20 protein-coding genes are annotated in these 17,455 nt (G+C 69.8%); 12 read left to right on the plus strand and 8 right to left on the minus strand.

Features of this window, described 5'->3' with window-relative positions; translation table 11 throughout:
* Window positions 1-109: 109 nt before the first annotated feature.
* Together BMG523DRAFT_RS10400 and BMG523DRAFT_RS10405 are read right to left on the minus strand one after the other, a co-directional pair.
* Complete coding sequence (locus BMG523DRAFT_RS10400) at window positions 110-436, minus strand: hypothetical protein (protein ID WP_011435587.1); 327 nt, start codon at window positions 434-436, stop codon at window positions 110-112.
* A complete protein-coding gene (locus BMG523DRAFT_RS10405) occupies window positions 433-837 on the minus strand; it encodes a hypothetical protein (protein ID WP_011435586.1) in 405 nt (134 codons plus the stop codon). The genes BMG523DRAFT_RS10400 and BMG523DRAFT_RS10405 overlap by 4 nt, the downstream gene beginning before the upstream one ends.
* Window positions 838-1,021: 184 nt before the next feature.
* On the opposite strand from BMG523DRAFT_RS10405, the gene BMG523DRAFT_RS10410 reads away from it, so the two are divergent.
* Window positions 1,022-1,510, plus strand: coding sequence for a helix-turn-helix transcriptional regulator (locus BMG523DRAFT_RS10410; protein WP_011435585.1), 489 nt, complete (start codon window positions 1,022-1,024; stop codon window positions 1,508-1,510).
* Between the two features lie 47 nt (window positions 1,511-1,557).
* Here BMG523DRAFT_RS10410 and BMG523DRAFT_RS24430 read toward each other — a convergent pair whose 3' ends face one another.
* On the minus strand, window positions 1,558-2,055 hold the full coding sequence (locus BMG523DRAFT_RS24430; protein WP_011435584.1) for a hypothetical protein: 498 nt from the start codon (window positions 2,053-2,055) through the stop codon (window positions 1,558-1,560).
* On the minus strand, window positions 2,046-2,321 hold the full coding sequence (locus BMG523DRAFT_RS24435; protein WP_023840446.1) for a hypothetical protein: 276 nt from the start codon (window positions 2,319-2,321) through the stop codon (window positions 2,046-2,048). The genes BMG523DRAFT_RS24430 and BMG523DRAFT_RS24435 overlap by 10 nt, the downstream gene beginning before the upstream one ends.
* A gap of 291 nt (window positions 2,322-2,612) precedes the next feature.
* On the opposite strand from BMG523DRAFT_RS24435, the gene BMG523DRAFT_RS10425 reads away from it, so the two are divergent.
* Together BMG523DRAFT_RS10425 and BMG523DRAFT_RS10430 are read left to right on the plus strand one after the other, a co-directional pair.
* A complete protein-coding gene (locus tag BMG523DRAFT_RS10425) occupies window positions 2,613-3,401 on the plus strand; it encodes a helix-turn-helix domain-containing protein (protein ID WP_232234883.1) in 789 nt (262 codons plus the stop codon).
* Window positions 3,402-3,406: 5 nt separating this feature from the next.
* The gene (locus tag BMG523DRAFT_RS10430; RefSeq protein WP_011435581.1) at window positions 3,407-3,877 is read left to right on the plus strand and encodes an NUDIX hydrolase; all 471 of its coding nucleotides are present in this window, start codon (window positions 3,407-3,409) and stop codon (window positions 3,875-3,877) included.
* Here BMG523DRAFT_RS10430 and BMG523DRAFT_RS10435 read toward each other — a convergent pair.
* Complete coding sequence (locus BMG523DRAFT_RS10435) at window positions 3,865-4,413, minus strand: HD domain-containing protein (RefSeq protein WP_011435580.1); 549 nt, start codon at window positions 4,411-4,413, stop codon at window positions 3,865-3,867. The genes BMG523DRAFT_RS10430 and BMG523DRAFT_RS10435 overlap by 13 nt on opposite strands.
* A 507-nt stretch (window positions 4,414-4,920) precedes the next feature.
* Between BMG523DRAFT_RS10435 and BMG523DRAFT_RS10440 the strand changes: the two genes are divergently transcribed.
* Window positions 4,921-5,250, plus strand: a complete 330-nt coding sequence (locus BMG523DRAFT_RS10440; RefSeq protein WP_043591016.1) for a hypothetical protein — start codon at window positions 4,921-4,923, stop codon at window positions 5,248-5,250.
* A 287-nt stretch (window positions 5,251-5,537) separates the two neighbouring features.
* Here BMG523DRAFT_RS10440 and BMG523DRAFT_RS10445 read toward each other — a convergent pair whose 3' ends face one another.
* The 3 genes from BMG523DRAFT_RS10445 to BMG523DRAFT_RS10455 form a co-directional block, all read right to left on the minus strand.
* Window positions 5,538-6,434, minus strand: coding sequence for a restriction endonuclease (locus tag BMG523DRAFT_RS10445; protein WP_023840445.1), 897 nt, complete (start codon window positions 6,432-6,434; stop codon window positions 5,538-5,540).
* Between the two features lie 903 nt (window positions 6,435-7,337).
* Complete coding sequence (locus tag BMG523DRAFT_RS10450; protein ID WP_011435577.1) at window positions 7,338-7,910, minus strand: GNAT family N-acetyltransferase; 573 nt, start codon at window positions 7,908-7,910, stop codon at window positions 7,338-7,340.
* 2 nt (window positions 7,911-7,912) lie between these two features.
* Window positions 7,913-9,205, minus strand: a complete 1,293-nt coding sequence (locus tag BMG523DRAFT_RS10455) for a hypothetical protein (protein ID WP_108913238.1) — start codon at window positions 9,203-9,205, stop codon at window positions 7,913-7,915.
* A 283-nt stretch (window positions 9,206-9,488) separates the two neighbouring features.
* Here BMG523DRAFT_RS10455 and BMG523DRAFT_RS10460 point away from each other — a divergent pair, with 283 nt between their 5' ends.
* From BMG523DRAFT_RS10460 to BMG523DRAFT_RS10490, 8 genes are all read left to right on the plus strand, one after another.
* Window positions 9,489-9,719, plus strand: coding sequence for a DUF397 domain-containing protein (locus BMG523DRAFT_RS10460; protein ID WP_023840443.1), 231 nt, complete (start codon window positions 9,489-9,491; stop codon window positions 9,717-9,719).
* A complete protein-coding gene (locus BMG523DRAFT_RS26425; RefSeq protein WP_023840442.1) occupies window positions 9,719-10,207 on the plus strand; it encodes a hypothetical protein in 489 nt (162 codons plus the stop codon). Before BMG523DRAFT_RS10460 ends, BMG523DRAFT_RS26425 begins: the two co-directional genes overlap by 1 nt.
* 31 nt (window positions 10,208-10,238) lie before the next feature.
* Window positions 10,239-10,589, plus strand: a complete 351-nt coding sequence (locus tag BMG523DRAFT_RS26430) for a hypothetical protein (RefSeq protein ID WP_023840441.1) — start codon at window positions 10,239-10,241, stop codon at window positions 10,587-10,589.
* A gap of 101 nt (window positions 10,590-10,690) precedes the next feature.
* Window positions 10,691-11,872: a methyltransferase, FxLD system gene (gene fxlM / locus BMG523DRAFT_RS10475; protein WP_085949864.1), complete on the plus strand. Its 1,182-nt coding sequence runs from the start codon at window positions 10,691-10,693 to the stop codon at window positions 11,870-11,872.
* 48 nt (window positions 11,873-11,920) lie between these two features.
* Window positions 11,921-12,091, plus strand: coding sequence for an FxLD family lanthipeptide (locus BMG523DRAFT_RS22975; RefSeq protein ID WP_023840439.1), 171 nt, complete (start codon window positions 11,921-11,923; stop codon window positions 12,089-12,091).
* A 24-nt stretch (window positions 12,092-12,115) separates the two neighbouring features.
* Window positions 12,116-15,205: a lantibiotic dehydratase gene (locus BMG523DRAFT_RS10480; RefSeq protein WP_043591019.1), complete on the plus strand. Its 3,090-nt coding sequence runs from the start codon at window positions 12,116-12,118 to the stop codon at window positions 15,203-15,205.
* Window positions 15,202-16,407, plus strand: a complete 1,206-nt coding sequence (locus BMG523DRAFT_RS10485; RefSeq protein WP_043591020.1) for a lanthionine synthetase C family protein — start codon at window positions 15,202-15,204, stop codon at window positions 16,405-16,407. Before BMG523DRAFT_RS10480 ends, BMG523DRAFT_RS10485 begins: the two co-directional genes overlap by 4 nt.
* A complete protein-coding gene (locus BMG523DRAFT_RS10490) occupies window positions 16,389-17,429 on the plus strand; it encodes a thiopeptide-type bacteriocin biosynthesis protein (protein WP_035910137.1) in 1,041 nt (346 codons plus the stop codon). Before BMG523DRAFT_RS10485 ends, BMG523DRAFT_RS10490 begins: the two co-directional genes overlap by 19 nt.
* Window positions 17,430-17,455: the final 26 nt, after the last annotated feature.

The following is a 17,455-nucleotide window of genomic DNA, read 5'->3' on the forward strand; positions in this document are numbered from 1 at the left end:
CACCTGTTTTCGAGCGCACGAAACACAGACCGACGGGATTGACGAACGAAGAGGGAAAGGCGAGAAACGGGAATTCGTTTCCTCGTGATGCCGACGACCGGCGGGAAAACTACGCGGCGCGCGGCCCGGCCATGTCGTCAGCCGGAGCCGCTACCGCCACCGCCGCCGCTTCGGCGGATTCCGTGGCTTCCTGGGATTCGAACTGGAACTTCTCGTAGGCGATCAGGTAGTCGTTGACCGCCGCGAGCAGCTTGTACGCGAAGTCGACATGCCGGGCGTCCGGTTCCCGCCCCAGCGCCGACACGCTCAGGCTCACCCGCCCCGCGTCCACGACCAGGATCGGCGCGCGGTCGGGGTAGGTGTGGCAGGTCACCAACCAGTCCGCGCCGACGGACAGGCCGAGCGTCGCGTACGACTGCTTCGGCTCGCCGCTCACGCCGCCGCCCCCGTCCGCCGCAGCGGGCCGACCTGCCGCAGGCCCACCGCGCGCAGGGCGTACCCCTGCTTGGGGAACTTCCCGTTGATGTCCACCCACGGTGTGATCGTCAGCCCCTCGAACTGCACCGGCCGGAACGGCGTGCCCGGCATCGCCTCCGGCAGGACCGGCTGCACCGCGGCGGCGACCTTCACCTTCAGCTCCGCCTGCCGGGCCGCCGGGTCGGGGTCCAGCACGCGGACCGCCCAGACCCGCTCGCCGGTGTTCGGGTCGCGCTCCTGTGGATCGGGAGCGTTCGCCTTTACCTTGTCGTAGTCGTTCGCCGCCTCCACGCCGAGGACGAACGCCCCCGCCGGGAACACGTCCTCGAAACGCACCGGAATGCGTCGCGGTATCGCCATAGTCCGTCTACCTCCGTAGGGTCAGCCCCGCCACCGGAAGTCCGGTTTCTGTCGGGCAGCACCTACTCTGAACCGCTCACGAACCGATCGCCAAGCGCTTTCGTATCTATGTATACGGAGTGCGGATGGAAATTATCCGGTGACCGTCTAGAATGCGTTTCCACGACAACGTTATCTTTGACGAGTGACAAGCGAACGGGGGGTTCCGCCGTACACGGCGCGAGGCAAGGTCGAGGGTGAGAACTGGCAGGCTGTCGCCGACGCCCTCAACGCCAGGATGAACCAGAAGCGGATGGGACAGCAAGCACTCGCCACCGCATCCGGCGTGTCCGTCGCGACGCTTCGCCAACTCCAGCGCGGAGCCCACGGCCGCCGGGTCCAGGACGCCACGCTGGCCGCCATCGCCCGCGCCCTGGACTGGCCGGACGACCACCTGGTCCGCGTGCTCGTTCCCGGCAAGCAGCCGGAGCAGCCGGCAGCAGCGACATCAGGCCGCCGCGCGGGCCGAGGAGGGGCAGGAACCGGCACCGACCGGCAGATTCTCGCCGTCCTGCTCCGGATCGAACAGCGTCTCGCCGACCTCTCGGAGCGCATCGCGCCCGCCGGAGCAGCCGGAGCGACCCAGCCCGGCCGCGCCCGAGGCAACGACGACGGGCCGACCCCGGCGGAGTAGTTCCCGCCCGAGCCGGCCCGTCGAGGTCCGGAACGTCGCCGAGTCAATCAGCCCGGCGCTGTGGTGCTGGCCACCGGTACTCCGATCGCGTCGAGCACGGTCCGGCGGACCGCTTCGAAGGCTTCGGCCTGCCCCGCCCGGAAGGCCGCCCGCTCCCCACGGGTCATCCACCGCGAGTCGGGCCGGGTCAGGCCCAGGGCGAGCGCCGTCCGCACGGCCGCACCTCCGCATCCCCGCCGGGACGGGCCCGGATCCTCGCCCCCGACTCCCGCCGCCGCACTGTCGCCATCCGGCAGCCGGTAGACGAGCACCACGTCGACATCGCCGAACGATTCGGAGTACTTCAACCCGCCCGGCATCCGGGACACGGCCCGCATGAGATCCGCCGAGTCCGAGCCCGGCTGGACGACGAGCGCCCACTCGTCCGGCCCCCACGGCATCATCACGACCGCCGACAGCATCTCCCCCGCACCACCGGCGCCGTCACCGGCCGCGGGCACCGGCGGAAGGAACGGACCCGACCGGGCCGCCGCACTCACGGCCACCGCCGACGGTCCGCAAAGCGCGCCGCCAGATCATCGGACCTATACCTCGTCCAGTCGACGGCCGCCGGCCGCACGTCGTGGACGAAGAAGCGGAGCGAGGTGACCTGGTAGTCGTGCCAGCCCTGTTCGATCGCGAACAGATCCGCCGCTGTCGCCCCGGGGAAGGTGATGACCGTGTCCCGTACCCGGCGGTCCCCGCCCGGCTCGAAGCGGACGATGCCGAACAGCAGCGGACCCGGGTCACCTCCACTCCCCCTGTCGAACATCACGATCCGTCCTCCACTGGTCGGTGGCGTGCGACAAAGCGCCGGAACCGGCCCGCAACAGGTGTCCGTCGCGCAGCGGAACCGACGCCCGCCCACCGTCCAACCGGACAGCCGGTCACGGAAGGCCGCCGGCCGTATACACCGAGACTTCCGATCTATACGGAGACCGGATATGCTCTGCGCGCCCGATCGAGGACAGACGGTCGGAGCACCTACCGTCCGGAGGCCGCCATGGTGTCCGTCCGTCGTCCGTTACCCCAGACCCCGCCGGGACTCTGGGAGCGACCCGAGATGGCCGACGCACTCGCCCGCCGCGACATCGGCACCGTCTTCAAGATCTACCGCCAGTGGACCGGCGCCACCCAGACGCAGATAGCCGCCGTGTGCGGCCTGCCGCAGTCCCACGTCAGCGACATCATGAACGGCCGCCGCCAGGTCACGAGCCTGGAGATCTTCGAGCGCATCGCCGACGGCATCGGCATCCCCCGCGGACGCATCGGGCTTGCCGAAAGACCGGGCGCCGTCCCCGAGCCCCGGACCGAGCCCGGGTCGCCGGCCGCGGACGTGCCGAGCGATGTCGTGCGCGTCTACCCCAGCCGCGCCGCCGTTCCCGCCGAGCTGTGGCGGACGCTGTTCGCCGGTGCGCGTCACCAGGTCGACGTCCTCGTCATCGCTGGCCTGTTCCTCCCCGACGGGCACGCCGACTTCACCGCCGTTCTCCGCCGCAAAGGCGCCGAAGGCGTGAACATCCGCTACGCCCTGGGGGACCCGGACTCCCCCGCCGTCGCCCTGCGAGGCGACGAGGAGGGCATCGGTGACGGACTCGCCGCCCGAACCCGGATCACCCTCACCTACCTGGCATCGTTGCGCGACGCGCCCGGAATCGAGCTGCGGCTACACGCCACCACGCTCTACAACTCCATCTACCGTTTCGACGGCGACATGCTGGTGAACACCCACGTCTACGGCGCCCCCGCCGCGCACTCCCCCGTCATGCACCTACGCGCCCAGCCCGGCGGACTCTTCGACCACTACGCCGCCAGCTTCGAACGCATCTGGGCCACCACCGAAGGAGCCTGACCCTCTTGGCACGGATCGACTACTTCAACGACCCGAACGCCCCCAAGGCGAACAGCGTCGTCCCGTCCGTCACCGCCGTGGTCACCGACGAGGCCGGGCGGATCCTCATGGTCCACAAGACCGACAACAACCTGTGGGCCCTGCCCGGCGGCGGCATGGACCTCGGCGAGTCCATCACCGACGCCGCCGTCCGCGAGACCAAGGAAGAGACCGGCATCGACATCGAGGTGACCGGACTCATCGGGGTCTACACCAACCCCCGGCATGTCCTGGCCTACGACGACGGCGAGGTCCGCCAGCAGTTCTCGCTCTGCTTCACCACCCGCAATCTTGGCGGAGAGCTACGCACCTCGAGCGAGACGAAGGAGGTCAAGTTCGTCGCGCCCGAGGACCTGGACGGGCTGAACATCCACCCATCGATGCGCCTGCGCATCGATCACTACCTGGAGAACCGGGCCACGCCCTACCTCGGCTGAACCGCCACGAGCCGTGCGGTCGTGCGTTCCACGGTGGCTTGCAGGTCCGCCCGAGCCCGGGTGACCGACCGGTGGACGATCGAGCCGTCGCCGTAGCGGGACAGGATCTCCGCGATCCGTTCGTCGAAGGTGAACCGCTGGCCCTGTGGCCCCGTCGTCATATCCGCGGCGCACAGCGCGTCCATCACCGGCGACACCTCCAGCTCCCACGCGGAGAGCTCCGCCGTCAGCCCCCGCTCCTCGGCTTCATACCGGGCACACGAGTGATGCGCGACCAGCGCGCACAGCCGCTTCGGCGCATCGTGGGATTCGAGGAACCGGGCGCCGTCCACGGGGTGGAACCGTAGGTGACCGATCGGCGGGGCGTACCCGATGTCATGCAGCCAGGCCGCCGCGACGAGCAGGTCACGCTCCTCCGGATCGACGGCCGCGGACACCTCCCAAGCAGCCGCCGCCACGGCCTGCACATGCCGCCACCGATCCCCCAACGGGGTCAGCAGCTCGCTCGCCAACCGCTCAGCAACCGCTACCTCCACCCGATCACGGTACGGCGAGCACCACCAGCCCGTCAGCGAGAGCCCGAGACTGCCGAATTACCCGAGTTAGGATCAAGTCGCGGTGCGGGCCGCGCCGCGCGACCGCCTGCGCGCGGCCTGGCGGCCGTGCTCGCCGGGCCCGTCGCACCCCGCACCGCGTAGACCATCCGAGGCGTTCGACGAAGGGCGCCGGTCGTCAGCGTGGGGTGAACCAGCCGGGGCACGGAACGCGGTTCTGCGGACGTTCGTCGCGCACGCCGGTGGGCAGCCGCAAAAAACGAGCAGAGGGCACGCCAGCCGACAGCCCCATCACCAGTGCCAGGGCGCTTCGCTCCTCCGACAGCCCGACCCGCCCGGCCTGCCAGCGACGATCCTGTCTGCGGTCACCATTCGAGATCGTTTTGGCTTCGACCAGGTTGCTTCCGATCGCACCACGCCGTTAGACGCCTACAGAGGGCGGCACCGCCCTTGGCCTGACATGTCGTACCCAGATGGCAGACTGCTCCCGTGAGTTTCGATCTTGTGAGCTGGGAAGGCGAGCGACCAGCAGACAATCTGGCCGCAGGGTCCGCGTTCAACGAGATGTTCCAGCGCTACGACGACGACCCGGAGACGCCCGCCACGGACCTCATCGCCGCCTACTGTGAGGCTTTGACGCACCGGTGGCCGGATGACGACACCGCCCCGTGGTCGGTCACACCCCAGCCGTCCGGGCCATTCCTCTACCTCTGCGTCGTGTGGAGCATGGCCAAGGAGGTGTCCGCCTACACAGCCGAACTCGCGGCATCAATGCGTCTGGTCTGCTACGACCCCCAGGAGGAGATGCTGCTGCCGTAGTCGATGCTGCCGAGATGGCCGCGCTCTTTTGGGCGCACTTCCTCCATCCGTCAGGGAGCAGGCCGCAGTGGACGGCAGCCAGAGTGGCAGCCAAGCCCGCGAACACCAGCGGACGGTCACGGACTCGGCGGACGAGACCGAGCCCGTGACCGGCACCGGCGGACGACCACGGACACCGGCAGACGAACCACCGAAGATCTCTTATCCGCGGGTTACTCACTTCGCCATCCAGAGCCGACGGACGAGCCGGATGTTAGCGCAGACTGCCGGCTTTCTGCGAGTTCAATTCAAATGTCGTCAAAGAATCTTCGGTTAACTATGGCCTTTTCGTGCTGGACGATCTCCACCTTGACTCCAAGGTTGTATTCACGGAGGAGGTCACAGAGTCTATCCCCGTCGATCAGATCAACCGGAGGAGCGCCGTCGCGGGTTGCCTCCTTTTGAGCGGCAGAGGTGAACGATCCCGTCGTGATCAGAAGCCCTTTATCTCCCCTGCCCGCCATCGCCCCCCGGAAATCTCGGACAGCGCTCGGAGAAACACTTCCCTTGTACCGCTTACATTGGAAGAATACCGGGAAGCTGACGAGCGAGAGACGGTAGATTCCCAGCCCATCGATGCCACCATCGCCGGTGCCGCCGGTGACATTGACGCTGATAAACCCGGCCTCCCGGAGGAGCCGGCGAGCAAGGCGCTCGAATGCGTCGGGCGGCATCGCCATCACCGCTTCGAGCAATTCCTCTTTCCAGGCGATTTCCTGGTCTTTTTCTCCGTCGTCCGACGTCGCCTGTTCGTAGGTGGCCTTGGGTTCTGAATCGGCCGGCTTGCGCGCCTTCTCGGCACGTTCAGCGGCCCAAGCACGCTTGGCTTCAGCATGGATCTTGGGAATATCTGCCCTGTCAACGGAGCGCCCTGGTTCCGACAACGTCCAAACGCCACGACTGCTATTGTCGGTCAAGCCCATCATCTTCAGATAGGTACGAGCCCAGGCCAACCGATACTCGATCTCCGTCCGCGGCCCGTCTCCATGTAGCTGATCTTGCTGCTCTGGGCTAAACTTCTCCAGCTCGATGACTCGTTCATTAATCTCCGAGATCGCGCCGGACCCTCCAAGATCGCGCAGTGCGTTGATCGTCGGCCAGAGCAGCTGATCGTATGTCGGCACACCGACGTCAGGGCTCGTCACCCGGCGCACCCCTCCCCGATACTCGCGTAACACGATCTTAGAACGTCGCGCGACTTCCCCTGTACGCGCGGGGTGGCGACCGTCTCGGCATGGCCCGCGTCCGTTCCCAGGCCGGGAGTTGGGGACTGACGTTGCGGGCACAAGCGAACGTGAACGCCACTGCACTCGTGGAGACAGCGGAGCGCAGCCCACTCCTGAGAAGTGGCGGCGGTATGGGCATCTACACAGCCGGGCCAGCGAACAACGACGGACGTCAGCGGATGGAGGCCGAGGTGGCCAGGTCGTCAAGCAGCCTGTATAGGCTTTCGCGAACGCGCACGGACGGATGGTACCGATCTTGTAATCGGACGGTCGGGAGTCCCGCCAGGTGTAGCTACCGCTGTAGCAACGACCGCGGACGTTGACACCATCTCCCGGGCGCAGCTCGCAAGCCACCCGACTCACAGCGACACCCTCTCGCTCCGTCACCAGTCCTGTGGACCGGAAACGCGTCCCAGCGCCTCGCTGCTACCACCACCCCGTCTCCCACCGAACCGGCCGCCCGCTAGCGGGTCGGTGTCCGGCGGTCAAGGGGGCGGATACGACCGTAGCTCCATGCCGCCGTCCGGGACAAGCCCGCCCACGCCCCCGCAATTCGTCCCGGAACAGGCCTTCAAAGCCAGGGACGAGACGTTCGGCGACGCTGTTCTCGCAGGTCGCGGGCCCGCAACCCCCTCCGGCGGGCATAACCGACCTATCCGGCCTTTGCGACTTATCAGGATGAAGACGTAGTTTCGCTCACGGAAATGAACATCACCGCGCACCGCATCGGCCGGGACCGCTGCGCTGTCCCTGCCAGGCGCGACCGCCATGACAGCAGCGACGCTCTGACGCAGAGATCAACGAAGCTGTTCCGCGGGCAAGTCAGCCTTTGCTCTCCTCGGGTCGGTTGGCGGCCCAGGAGGCACGGCTGATCGCGTGGACGTTGTTCGCCTTCCACGGGCCGACGTCGGCGATCTCACGGAAGGTCATCCCGAGCTTGCGGGCAATCATGTTCATGCCCGCGTTCTCCTGATGCGTTGCGGTGATCAGCTCGTCGACGTCGAGGTGGGCGAACCCGAAGTCGAGCGCCGCCGTGATCGCTTCGGTGCCCAGGCCTTGGCCCCAGCGGTCGCGGCGGATCGACACCGCGACCTCCACGCCTGGCCAGCCCTGGGCGAAGTAGGTGCCGGCGCGGCCGAGGAACTCCCCGCTGGCCCGGTCCTCGACCGCCCACATGCCGTGCCCGCGGATCGCCCACATGCCGATCAGATGGGTGACCAGCCGCTCGGTGCCGGCCCGGTCGAACGTGCCGTCCAGGTAGCGCATCGTCTCCGGGTCCGCGTTCATCGCCGCGTACGGGTCGAGGTCGACGACCTTCCAGCCGCGCAGCACCAGCCGTTCGGTGAGCACGGTGGGGATGGTGACGACGGTCGGGGTTCCGTAGTGGAGGGTCATGGTCACGCCTGGCCCGTGGTCAGTTCGAGGCGGGGGCGTGCCTGCCAGCGGTCCCAGAAGTCACGGACGGGTTCGACGGTGGGATGGCCGGTGAACGCTATGGCGATCTCTGCGACCCGGTCGGAGACCGAGGCGGTGGGCCGGGTGTCGAGCATGTCGACGACCTTCCCGGCCATGGTCGCGGCTTCGTCGATCTCGGGCTGTTCGCGGGCGGTGAGGCTGGCCGCGAGCGCGAGCAGCGCGTGGCCGTAGTCCTCGAACCCGCCCGCCTGGCCTCCTTCGTAGGCGGCGAGCGCGGCTCGGGCTATCGGCTCGGCCTCGACGCCACCGCCGATCCGGGTCAGGACCCCGGCGTACATCATCTCGGCGGCGGCCGGGCCGAACGGGCTGATCCCGGGCTGCAGCGGCAGGTCCGTGACCGACGTGCGCATCCGGTTCAACGCCGCCCGGGTGCCCTCGACGTCGCCGAGCGCGCCAAGGGCCCGCGCCTCGTAGCTGGCGATCCGGGCCCGGGTGTACGGGTTGTCCGCCACGACCGCGGTCTTCCGAGCCGAGACGGCGGCTTCCTGGTAGCGGCGGCCGTAGAACGCCAGCGTCGTCACCATCTCCCCGACCGACGCGGTCAGCACCACGTCGTCGGTCTGGCTCGCGTGGTCTTCGGCGAGGCGGATGAACCGGCGCGAAGCCAGGGTGTCTCCGAGGTTGAACGACAGCCGCGACAGCATGTAGGAGGCGTAGCCGGCGGCGACGGTGAGCCTGGTCTGCGGGCGGGCCCGGCCACTGCCGTTCATCAGGTGGTGGTGCGCCGACTTCCACGTCTTCCACACCTTCGGCGCGAGCCGCTGGTGCGGTTCGACGGTGAACGCGACGGTGTGCGCGTTGATCGCGTCGTCGATCTCGTCGAGGGTCAGCACATCGGGGGCGGACGAGGTCCACTCCCGGTACATCTGGGCGGCGACGAGGCTCGCGGCGGCGAGTTCGAACGCCTGCCGACGGTTGGCGTCCACGGGTTCCTCCTGCCTGCTCGGGTCGAGCCCCAGGTCCCGGGCCCGCTTCTCCCTGACAGCTTCGTCCCGCAATCGCCGGATGGCTCCCGCTGCGGCCAACGCCGTGTCCAGCGCGTCCGCGAGGTCCGCGGACGGGATCTCCTGGCCGTTGACGGCCCGAGAGATCTGCTGGCGTTTGAAGCCGGTGCGGGCTTCGAGCCGGCTGTTGTTGGTCCGATGCTGATCACGCAGTGTCCGCAGCAGATCGGCCAGGTTGGCGAGTGCGTCGTTTCGCTGACCAGCTTGCACCTTCGGCCTCCCCGTCGACGCCTTCGCAGGTGGGTGCAACGAGCTGTTGCATGCACGCAACGAGCCGTTGCGTTCTGTTGCTCCGTTTGGGCGCAGTGTGTCATGGGTGCTGCGCGCGGTGAACACGCCGATCCGGTCCCGTCCGTTCCACCAGCTCAGGGCGGATGAACCCCGGGTCGTGTCGTGTCGCCGCTTCTGCTCCCGCCGGGCCTGGGCCGAGTCGTGCGGCCCGGGTTCGGCGGGCTCCACCCGTCCACACCGATCGCATCGTTTCGAGGAACCCGTGTCTGTTGCGCCCACCGGCATGCCTGTCCCGGCCGTCCCACGATGGCGGCGCCCGTCCACGCTCGACCCGACGGTGCCCGATGCCGTCGAAGTCGCCCTCGACGGGCACCGTGTGTTGATCAGGTCGAGTCTGGGCCCGTCGGTGCGGACCACCCCCGGCGCGTTCGGGGACTTCGTCCGTGCGGTCAAGCGGGGCGAGTACGACGACCTGCTCGGCGAGGTGGCGTGATGCCTGCTTCCACGCAGGCGTCGATCGCGCTGCTGCACACGGCCATGGTCGACCTTGTCCTGGCGAAGGAGCCCGTCTCCGCCCCGGTCGTAGCCGCGTTGAGGGCCGTGCCCCGGGACCTGTTCCTGCCCGACGCCGGCACCGAGGAGGCCTACAAGGACGACGCCGTCGTCACGAAATGGGATGTCTACGGGGCACCGCTCAGCGCGGTGTCGCGGCCCTCCACCGTCGCGGCGACGCTCGAGCAGCTCCGGGTCGAACCCGGCCAGCGGATCCTGGAGATCGGTTCCGGTGGCTACACCGCGGCGCTGCTGGCTGAGCTGACTGGGCCAACCGGCCACGTCACCACCATCGACATCGACCAGTCCGTAGTCCACCGCACCCACGCCTGCCTGGACAAAGCCGGCTACACCGACGTCACGGCACTGATCAACGACGGGTACTTCGGGTTCCCGCTCCGCGCCCCCTACGACCGGCTCCGCAGATGACCTGCCGAGCCTGGACCTGTGGCTGGCCACCGTGCAGCCCACCTACGGCCGGCTCCACGGCACCGACGCATCCGCAGGAGCCGAACTGCCTGCGGATGCGTCGGCCGGGGTGTCTGCCTGCTGGTCGGACGACAGCCTCGCCTTCCTGGCCTTCACCCCGACGGGCGGGACCGGCGTGGAGATCGGGGTTGTCGCGTACGGCCCCGACCGGTACCGGCTCGCGGACCTGCTCACCCACGACGTCCGCGTGTGGGACGCCGAGCGGCGCGGTGGCCCGGACCCCACCATCCGCGTCTACCCCACCGATGCCGGCCGCGCCTCGGCGCCGGCCGGACGGCTCCTCACGAAACCATCAGCCCAGCTCCTGATCACCTGGGGCTGAGACCCCACCATCCGACGATCGCGAGAGGAGAACGGTGTTGAGCGACGCGCACGGGCATCAACAACCGCCCGAAGCCGACGGGGAAGCACGCGCCTGAGGATCTGCGGGCCCGCCTCGTGGATGACCTCGTCGCGGCGGGTTCGATCAAAACGAAGGAGGTCGAGGCCGCGTTCCGCGCGGTGCCGCGGCACCTGTTCGCTCCCGAGGTGTCGCTCCAGGACGCCTACGCCGACGACATCGTGCGGACCAAGCAGGACCAGCACGGCATCACCGTCAGCTCGGTCTCCGCTCCCTGGCTGCAGGCCACGATGCTCGAACAGGCCGGGATCAGCCCCGGCATGCGGGTCCTCGAAGTCGGCTCCGGGGGCTACAACGCCGCCCTGATCGCGGAACTCGTCGGCCCGACCGGTGCGGTGACGACCATGGACATCGACGCCGACGTCACCGAACGAGCCCACCACTGCCTCGCAGCGGCAGGCTACGACCAGGTCCACGTCGTGCTGGCCGACGCCGAGCACGGCGTCCCCGAGCACGCGCCCTACGACCGGATCATCGTCACCGCGGGCGCCTGGGACATCCCACCCGCCTGGACCGATCAGCTCGCCCCAGACGGCCGGATCGTCGTTCCCCTGCGGATGCGGGGGCTGAGCCGGACGGTCGCGCTCACCCCCCGCGACGGCGTTCTGGTCAGTCTCGACCATCAGATGGCCGGCTTCGTGCCCGTGCGCGGCGACGGCGCCCATCCCGAACGCCTCGTCCAGCTTCACGATGCCGACGTGGGCCTGCGGTTCGACGAGCAGGCTCCCGAACTCGACGCCGCCGCACTGCGGGCCGCGCTACTCGCCCCGCGGGTCGAGGCGTGGTCGGGAGTGCGGTTCGGCGGGATGGAACCGTTCGACGGGCTGCTGCTGTGGCTTGCCAGCAGCCTCGACGACTACGGCTTGCTCTCCCGCGCCCGTTCCCCGACCGCTCGAGAGCTCGTCGACCCCGTCTCCCCGATCGGCACGCCCACCGCCGTGGAAGCGGACAGCTTCGCCTACCTCACCCTGCGAAAGGTCGAGGACGGCGACGACACCTACGAGTTCGGCGCCTACGCCCACGGGCCCGACGCCGCCCGCCTCGCCGGCCTGGTCGTCACGCAGGTCCAGGCCTGGAACCGAACCCACCGCGACGCGTCGCCGGCCACGATCAGCGTCTGGCCGGCCACAACTCCGGCAGAGGCACTTCCGCCCGGCCGGGTGATCGCCAAGCGCCACCGCATCGTCGTCCTGAGCTGGTCCTGACCAACACAGCGACGCGTTCACCACCCCTTCCGAAGGAAAGGCATCGCCATGACTCCTGCCCACACAACCGCCCCGGCCCCGCTCCCCCTCGCCGGCGACTACGACCTAGACGTCGAGATCGTCGACGGCGGACCCGTCATCCCCGAGCTGCTGCGCTCCACCAGCGACAACTGCGGCAAGACCTGCTCGTCGGCCTGCACCAGCTGCAAGCAGAACTGAACCTCCGCCGCTGAGAGGTGCGTGATGTACCGCAGCCTTGACGTTCCGCTGCTACGGATGGCCGTGGTCCCCACCGATGTCGACCTGCCCCCATGGCCAGACCTCGACGACACCACCGACAGCGCAGTAGCCGGCTGGACGGATTGGCTGCGGGACATCTGGGCACGGCCCGTGTTCGCCGACGCGATGACACTCGCCAGCCCTTCACTGGCGGCGCGGGTCGCATCGGTCCTCGACGGGCAGTGCCACGATCGGCGGACCGCCCGGCGGGCTGTCACTGCGACAGCCCGCTACGTACTGCGGATGACCGGGCGCGCCACTCCATTCGGCCTGTTCGCCGGTGTCGGGCCCGCGGATTTCGGCCCGCGGGCCCGCGTCCGGCTCGGCGACGACCATCGGGTTCACGCCCGGCCGGGCGGCGCCTGGCTCGCCACGCTCGCCGACGACCTGGAAGCGTTCGACACGCTGCTGCGGCGGCCGCCGGTTGCTGCCGACGGAATACCAGTCGCCCGAGGCGACCGACTGTTCATCGGCCCTGTCGCCCGGTCCGGCGACGACGCCGGGCCGGAGTCGGTGGTCGAGGTGTCGGTGCGCCGCACCCGGGCTGTGGAGGCGGCGTTGCTCCACGCGGTCAGCTCGCGGCCCGTCCCCGAGCTGGTCGCTCGCCTCGCCGCCGACAAACCCGCTCCCGCCGCCGGCCAGATCGAGACTATGGTGATCGAGTTGGTCCGCCGCCGGTTCCTGCACACGCCCCTACGCCCGGCGACAACCATCACCGATCCACTCAGTGAAGTCGCCGACCAGCTGGCCGCAGCCCGGATTGACGACCTGCCCCCACTCGCCGGCCGTCTCAACGTGATCCGCGACCTACAAGACCTGCTCGCCCACCACGACAACACGCGCTCCGCCTCGCACCGTCGCACGCTGCGCACGCAGGCAGAGGCGCTTCAACGGCGCGTTGTTCCCAGCGCTGACCCGGACCTCGACGTAGGCCTCGTGTTGAACGCGGACGTGGTCCTGCCGGCGGCTGTCGCCGAGGAGGCTGGGGCCGCCGCTCGGGCGCTCGCCCGGCTCACAGGGCCGACCGCCGTTCCCCCGGAGTGGGCGGACTGGCACGAAGCTTTCCTCGAACGCTACGGCCCCGCCGCCCTCGTCCCACTGCTGGAAGCCGTCAACCCTGACACCGGCCTCGGTCTGCCCGCCACCTTCCGCGGCTCCACACGCTCCCACCGCCCCCGCGGGAACGCGGCCCGCGATCAGCGCCTGGCCGCCCTCACGCAGCGGGCGGCCCTGGACGGCGCGCTCGAGGCACGCCTCGGCGACGCCGACATCGCGGCTCTCGCCGGCGACACCGCACCGGCCCGGGTTCCACCGCACGCCGAACTCCTCGCCGAGGTCCACGCCAACGACCTGCCGGCCTTGTCCCGCGGCCTGTTCACCCTGCGTGTGACCGGCGGCGGGCGCGCCGCCGCAACCACCACTGGCCGATTCCTGCACCTGCTCGACTCCGCGTCCTTCGACCGGTTCCGCGACACCTACGCCGCCCTGCCCACCATGCGGGCCGGCGCGACGACCGCGCAGGTGTCCTGTCCGCCGCTTCCCACGGCCACCGTCGGCGTGGCCCGATCGCCGCGGCTCGCCGACACGGTGATCACGCTTGCCGAGCATCACGACGCCGGCCCAGGCGTGCTGCGCCCAGCCGACCTGGCTGTCGGTGCCGACGCTGAGGGGCTGTATCTGGTGTCGCTGCCCGACCGGCGTCTCGTCGAGCCGTCCGCCGCGCACGCAGTGGAGTTCCAGTACCACACCCACCCGCTGACACGGTTCCTGTGCGAGCTACCCACCGCCCGCGTCGCCGTCTCCATCCCCTTCTCCTGGGGCGCTGCCGGTGGGCTGCCGTTCCTTCCCCGACTCGTCCATCGGCGCACCGTGCTCGCCCCGGCCCACTGGAATCTCACAGCTGCCGACCTGCCCAGCCGCGCCGAGTCGGCGCAGGAATGGCGCGAGGCGCTGGCCCGCTGGGGCGGCACGATCCCAGTGCCCACGCGGGTCCAGCTCGTCGAGACCGACAACCGATTGCGCCTCGATCTGCACGTCGACGCCCATCTCGCCCTGCTACGCGATCACCTGCACCGGCACGGCTCCGCCCGGCTCGACGAGGACGCCGCTCCAGAAGCCTTCGGCTGGCTCGCCGGCCACGCCCACGAACTGGTCATCCCGCTGGCCACCACCACCGCGCCCCTGCCGGGGCCGGCACCGGAGCGCCTCGCGGCAACCGTGCCCGCTGCTCGGTCGGATGCCCAGCTACCCGGTGTGTCGCCGTGGCTGTCGGCCCGGCTCTACGGCCACCCCGACCGGGCCACCGATCTCCTCGCCCGCCTCCACGACCTCTTGGACGCGTGGCCCGACCCGCCCGCGTGGTGGTTCCTGCCGTACCGGGACACCGAGCCCCACCTGCGGCTACGCCTCGCCGTCAACGAGCCCCGCGGCTACGGGTTGACGGCCACTCGCCTGGGAACCTGGGCTGCGACGCAGCGCGAGGCCGGACTGCTGTCGCACCTCCACCTCGACACCTACCAACCGGAAACCGGCCGCTACGGCTACGGCCCGGCGATGACCGCCGCCGAAGCCGTCTTCTCCAACGACTCCGCCGCCGCCCTCGCAACCCGCCGTCTCGCCGCGAGCGCCCGCGTGCCCGTCGGAGCGCTCACCGTCGCCGGCCTGGTCGACATGGCCATCGCCTTCACCGGGGCGTCTTCCACCGGCATGCGATGGCTTTGCGACGTGCTGCCCCACGAGCCTGCCCGCGTCCCACGGGCGGAACGCACCGTCGCGCTACACCTGGCCAACCCCACAGATGGCTTCGCCCATCTGCGGGCCGTTCTCGGGGCCGACGCCGTGCTGTCCGCCTGGCAGACGCGAGCCACAGCACTGGCCGCCTACCGAAACGCCCTCGCCGCACAGCGCCCACCTGACCAAGCGTTGGCCTCTCTGCTGCACCTGCACGCCGTCCGAACTCTCGGCCTGAACCCCGCAGCCGAACAGACCTGCATCGCCCTCGCCCGAGCCACAGCCGCACGCGCCCTCGCAACCACCAAGGCGACCGTCTCATGATCGACCACGACCAGTCCGCCGCCACCGCAGCCAGCCTCACCAACCCGGCCTGTCACGAGCTCGGGCAGACCGCGCAGTCGCTCGCCGACGGAGCGGCCGGCATCGCACTCCTGTACGCCGAACGAGCGCACGCCAACGCCGAGCACTGGGAGTCCGTCCAGACGTGGCTGACCGCAGCCACCGCCGGCCACCTCAGCGTGGCGACGAACAGCTCTCTCTACGCCGGCGCTCCGGCGGTCGCCTTCGCCGTCCACACCGCCGCCGGACAGACCCGCCGCTACACCGCCGCGCGCACCGCGCTCGATCAGACCGTCGCCACCATCGCCCACCGCCGCGTTGACGCCGCCAACGCCCGCATCGACCGAGGCGAACCGGTCCAGTTCACCGAGTACGACGTCATCAGCGGGCTCACCGGCATTGGCGCCCACCTCCTCGCCCACGCCCCCGGCGACGACGCCCTCGGCCGCATCCTCACCTACCTCGTCCGCCTCACCACACCTCTCAACCTCGACGGAGAGGAACTCCCCGGCTGGTGGTGCAGCCACGACCCGTCCCAGGGCAACACTGCCGAATTCGCCGGTGGACACGCCAACCTCGGCATGGCCCACGGCGCCGCCGGCCCACTGGCCCTGCTCTCGCTCGCCACACGCGCCGGGATACGCGTCCACGGCCAGACCAACGCCATCAACGCACTGTGCGCCTTCTATGACCAATGGCGCCACGACTCCCCCAGCGGTCCGTCCTGGCCACAGTGGATCACCCGCGCCGATCAGCAGGCCGCGAGACCGGCCCAGCCCGGCCCCGCCCGTCCGAGCTGGTGCTATGGCACCCCCGGAATCGCCCGCGCCCTCCAACTCGCCGGCATCGCCGTCGGTGACACCACCCGCCAGAACGCCGCCGAACAGGCACTCGCAGCCTGCCTCACCGACTCCACCCAACTCGCCCACCTCACCGAAGCCGGACTGTGCCACGGATGGGCAGGCCTCTACCAAACCGTCGCCCGCGCCGCCGCCGACGCCACCACCGAGACCCTCAGCCGCCACCTGCCGACACTCGCCGCTTCCCTCCTGCTCTGCGCCCTTTCGAGCAGCGGGCGGGCTGATGGGCTCCTCGAAGGAGACGCCGGCATCGCCCTCGTCCTCCACAGCGTCGCCACCGGCGCACCGGCCACCGGATGGGACAGATGCCTGCTGATCCACTGACCGTCCCCAGCCGAGACATCGGCACCGAACAGGCCGTACTCGCGGTGCTGGCCGGCATCCCGCTACCCACTGCGGCAGCCCATGCCGCCTTGCCTCCCGACCAGCTCGCCGCAGCCGTAGCCACCTACCAGGCGGCAGGTCGCGCCGCGCTCGCAGTCCAAGGCGCCGCCTGGTTCCAGGTACGCGTCACGTTCCCCGACCCAGCGGACGCAGAGACCGCCGCAGCCACCCACCTGGCACCCGTCCTGCGCCACGCCCAGGCCACCGACTCTGTCGACTCCTGGTGGTTCGTGCGCAAGTCGCCCGACTGGCGGCTACGGCTCTCCCCAGCCAGCGGCCAATCTGTGGCGGAGCTCCGTGCCACCCTCCGCCCCGCCTTCGACGACCTGACCGCGGCCGGAACGATCCACACCTGGACGGAAGGGATCTACGAGCCGGAGGAGTACGCCCTCGGCGGCGAGATCGGCACCGACGTCGCGCACCGGCTGTTCACCGCCGACAGCGGGCACGTCCTCGACCGCATCCACAGCGAGATCACCAGCAGGACCCCGCCGACTCTCGGCCGCCGCGAACTGTCGATACTGTTGATCGGCACACTCATGCGCACCGCGGGCCTGGACTGGTACGAACGCGGCGACGTCTTCGACCGCGTCAGCCGCCTACGCCCTCCACCAGCAACATCACCCACCGCTGCTGAAATTCAACGGCTGGCCACCGCTCTACGCAGGCTGCTGACCGCCGACACCGACCCGGCAGGCGACCTGTTCGGCGCGGACCGACCGCTGGCCAACCTGGGAATCTGGGCCAGCGCCTTTCACAATGCCGGTCGGGCCCTTGGCCAGGCCGCATACGCCGGGACCCTGCGCCGCGGGCTACGCGACGTCCTCGGCCACCATGTGATCTTCCACTGGAACCGCCTCGGCCTGAATGCCGAGACCCAGGGCGTACTCGCCGCCACAGCGCGCGAGACAATCCTCCGCGCTCCCGCACTCCCCGAAGCGCTAACGCCGCAGGCACGCTGATGTGGCCGCCGCCGAACGACGCAGAC

Source organism: Frankia sp. BMG5.23, from assembly GCF_000685765.2.
GTDB classification, from domain to species: domain Bacteria; phylum Actinomycetota; class Actinomycetes; order Frankiales; family Frankiaceae; genus Frankia; species Frankia casuarinae.

What these genes read in the sequence shown, in the direction of transcription:
- BMG523DRAFT_RS10405 (WP_011435586.1), bottom strand. Translation starts at nt 837, where the DNA reads ATGGCGATACCGCGACGCATTCCGGTGCGTTTCGAGGACGTGTTCCCG.
- BMG523DRAFT_RS24435 (WP_023840446.1), bottom strand. Translation starts at nt 2,321, where the DNA reads ATGTTCGACAGGGGGAGTGGAGGTGACCCGGGTCCGCTGCTGTTCGGC.
- BMG523DRAFT_RS10425 (WP_232234883.1), top strand. Translation starts at nt 2,613, where the DNA reads ATGGCCGACGCACTCGCCCGCCGCGACATCGGCACCGTCTTCAAGATC.
- BMG523DRAFT_RS10450 (WP_011435577.1), bottom strand. Translation starts at nt 7,910, where the DNA reads ATGACCCTCCACTACGGAACCCCGACCGTCGTCACCATCCCCACCGTG.
- BMG523DRAFT_RS26425 (WP_023840442.1), top strand. Translation starts at nt 9,719, where the DNA reads ATGCCTGCTTCCACGCAGGCGTCGATCGCGCTGCTGCACACGGCCATG.
- BMG523DRAFT_RS22975 (WP_023840439.1), top strand. Translation starts at nt 11,921, where the DNA reads ATGACTCCTGCCCACACAACCGCCCCGGCCCCGCTCCCCCTCGCCGGC.
- BMG523DRAFT_RS10480 (WP_043591019.1), top strand. Translation starts at nt 12,116, where the DNA reads ATGTACCGCAGCCTTGACGTTCCGCTGCTACGGATGGCCGTGGTCCCC.
- BMG523DRAFT_RS10485 (WP_043591020.1), top strand. Translation starts at nt 15,202, where the DNA reads ATGATCGACCACGACCAGTCCGCCGCCACCGCAGCCAGCCTCACCAAC.
- BMG523DRAFT_RS10490 (WP_035910137.1), top strand. Translation starts at nt 16,389, where the DNA reads ATGCCTGCTGATCCACTGACCGTCCCCAGCCGAGACATCGGCACCGAA.